Consider the following 3,136-nt stretch of genomic DNA (forward strand, 5'->3'; position numbering starts at 1 on the left):
CCCCGGTGTGGTGCCCCGGTGTGGTGCCCCGGTGTGGTGCCCCGGTGTGGTGCCCCGGTGGTGCTGCGCTCAGGCGTGCCCGCCGCCCCGTGCCCGCGCTCCCGTGCCCGCCGCGCCTACCACGCGGTGATGGCGGTGGTGTGTGTGCACGGTGCAGGACTTTGACGCCTTCCGTGGCGTGAGTGGTTGCTCCATCCGGGTGGGGCTACTACTTTCTGCGGTGCCCGCACTGCCCTCGGCCATCACGACCGCACGTCGCCGGGTTCTGCCAGCCAGGTCGTCCGGGCACTCGCCACACCGTCGTGGTCATCCGCAGCACCGAGTGACCAGGGAGTGGCATGTCCGCCGAGTCCGCAGAAGAGGTCAAGACCCTGCCCGTGCAGCGCCGTTCGTCGACCCGCACCGCTGGACCGGCCGACGGGCCCTTCCTGCTGCCGCGCACCCGCGGTGTGCGGGGCCGGGTCTCGCCGCGGGGGCGGGCCCGCGCCTCCGCCCGGCGCCCGGCGTGGCAGCGGGAGTACGTCCTCACCATCGCGGCGGGGGACGCGGCCGCGGCGCTGCTGGGGGCGCTGGCCGGCTACCTCGCCCGCTTCGGCGGGGAGTCCCTCAGCGCGCAGGGCGCCGCGGGCACCTCGGTGGCCTGGACGATGGTGTTGCTGCCGCCGGTGTGGGTGTTCGCCATGGTGCTCTCGCGCTCCTACGAGCCCCGCTTCCTCGGCGTGGGGTCGGAGGAGTTCGCCCGGGTGGTCCGCGCCGGCACCGCGGTGGCCGCCTTCGTCGGCACCCTCTCCTGGGCGCTGTCCCTGGAGATCGCCCGCGGCTTCGTCGTGGTGGCCCTGCCCGTGGCCGGGCTGCTCACGCTCGCCGGGCGCCTGCTCGCCCGCGGCTACCTGCACCGCCGCCGCGCCCAGGGGCACTGCCTGCAGACGGCGGTCGTCGCCGGGCACACCGAGCAGGTCGCCTCCCTCATCCGGCAGGTGCGCCGCGCCACCGACCACGGCTTCGTGGTGGTCGGCGCCTGCACGCCGGACGGCCGCACCAGCCCGGAGCTGGAGGCGCTGGGCGTGCCGGTGCTCGGCGGTCTCGACGAGATCGCCGCCGTGGTCGCGGACGTGGACGCCGAGGTCGTGGCCACGCTGACGTGCCCCGAGCTGGACGGCCCGGAGCTGCGGCGCCTCGGCTGGGAGCTGGAGGACACCCGCGCCGACCTCGTGGTGGCGCCCGCCCTGACCGACGTCGTGGGTCCCCGCGTCGTCATCCGACCCGTGTCGGGCCTGCCCCTGCTGCACGTGGAGCGGCCCGAGCTGCGGGGGGTGCGCCACCTCGGCAAGGCCCTCTTCGACCGCGCCTCGGCCCTGGCCGCCCTGGTGGTGCTCAGCCCGGTGCTGCTGGTCGTCGCCGCCCTGGTGCGGCTGGACTCCCCGGGGCCGGCGCTGTTCCGCCAGCAGCGGGTGGGCAAGGACGGCAGGCCGTTCACGATGTACAAGTTCCGCTCGATGGTCGTCGACGCGGAGCGGCTGCTCATCGACCTGCGCGACAACAGCGAGGGCAACGGGCTGCTGTTCAAGATGCGGCGCGACCCGCGGGTGACGCGGATGGGGTCGTGGCTGCGCAAGTACTCCCTCGACGAGCTGCCCCAGCTCATCAACGTCGTGCTGGGCGACATGTCCCTCGTGGGTCCCCGGCCGCCGCTGCAGGTGGAGGTGGACGCCTACGGCGACGACATGCGCCGCCGCCTCCTCGTCAAGCCGGGGCTCACGGGCCTGTGGCAGGTCAGCGGTCGCTCCGACCTCGACCTCGACGAGTCGGTGCGCCTGGACCTGACGTACGTGGAGAACTGGACCCCGACGTTCGACGTCATGATCCTCGCCAAGACGGTCGGTGCCGTGCTGAAGAGCAAGGGCGCCTACTGACGACTTTCGCGCCTTCCCGCGCGCAGCGCGACGCCCCGGCGGCCCCACGGCTGCCGGGGCGTCGCCCTGTGCGCGGGAGGCGGGCGCGGGAGGCGGGCGCGGGAGGCGGGCGCGGGAGGCGGGCGCTTTGCCCCGGACGATGCACTCTGGTTACCTTCTGCCGACTCAACGTAGCTTCGGGTGATCGTCTCCGGCGTTCCGGCGCCGCGGGTCCCCGGCGAGCACCGCAGGAGGGAGCCCCGCGTGTCCACCACAGCCGCCGGTGCCGCACCCCGCACCGACGCCGGCCTCGCCGGCCTGTCCGTCGTCATCCCCGCCCACGACGAGGAGCGGCAGCTGCGGCGGTGCCTGCCGGTGCTGCTGGACGGGCTGGGACCCGCGGAGGTCGTCGTCGTCGCCAACGGCTGCTCGGACTCCACCGCCGAGGTCGCCCGCTCCTTCCCCGGCGTCCGCGTCGTCGAGCTCGCCGAGGCCTCGAAGGTCGCCGCGCTCAACGCCGGCGACGCCGCCGTCGGCGCCTTCCCCCGCATCTACCTCGACGCCGACATCCGGATGAGCGGTCGCACCGCCCGCGAGCTGGCCGCCTCGCTGCGCGACGGGAGCGCCGCCGTCGCCTCCCCGCGCGTCCGCTTCGACGTCTCCGCCAGCTCCCGGCCGGTGCGCGCCTTCTACCGCGTCTACGAGGAGCTGCCGTACGTGCGCGAGGGGCTGGTGGGCCTGGGGGTCTACGGGGTCTCCGCGCAGGGGCGGGCCCGCTTCGGCGCCTTCCCCGACGTCACCAACGACGACCTCTTCGTCCAGCGCAGCTTCGCCCCGGACGAGCGCCGCCGCAGCCGCGGGGAGTTCACCGTCAGCGCCCCCCACGACGTGCGCAACCTGCTGCGGGTGCGCCGGCGCACCGCGGCGGGCAACGCTGAGCTGTCCCGGCGGGCGCACCCGCCGGGCGGGGCACCGGCACGGGGGGAGGGCTGGGGGCGCAGCACCGGCACCACCACCACCGCCCTGTTCGCCCTGGCGCGGCGCCGGCCCCGCCTGCTGCCCGCCGTCGCCACCTACGCCGCCGTCACCGCCGCCTCCCGCGTGCTCGCCCGCCTGGACGCCGGCGGCTGGCAGCGCGACACCTCCACCCGGTGAGCGTGCAGCTGCGGCAGCCCGCACCGGCCGCCCCCACCGCGGCGCGCGTCGACGTGCTGCTCAACGTCCGCCGCCTCGCCGACAACCCC

2 protein-coding genes are annotated in these 3,136 nt (G+C 75.7%); both read left to right on the forward strand.

Features of this window, described 5'->3' with window-relative positions; genetic code table 11:
• Window positions 1-338: 338 nt before the first annotated feature.
• Window positions 339-1,913, forward strand: coding sequence for a sugar transferase (locus tag ABEB16_RS07680; RefSeq protein ID WP_345711673.1), 1,575 nt, complete (start codon window positions 339-341; stop codon window positions 1,911-1,913).
• A 243-nt stretch (window positions 1,914-2,156) separates the two neighbouring features.
• The gene (locus tag ABEB16_RS07685; protein ID WP_345711674.1) at window positions 2,157-3,047 is read left to right on the forward strand and encodes a glycosyltransferase family 2 protein; all 891 of its coding nucleotides are present in this window, start codon (window positions 2,157-2,159) and stop codon (window positions 3,045-3,047) included.
• Window positions 3,048-3,136: the final 89 nt, after the last annotated feature.

The sequence above is a fragment of the Kineococcus glutinatus genome (assembly GCF_039542765.1).
In the GTDB taxonomy this organism is placed as follows: Bacteria; Actinomycetota; Actinomycetes; order Actinomycetales; family Kineococcaceae; genus Kineococcus_A; species Kineococcus_A glutinatus.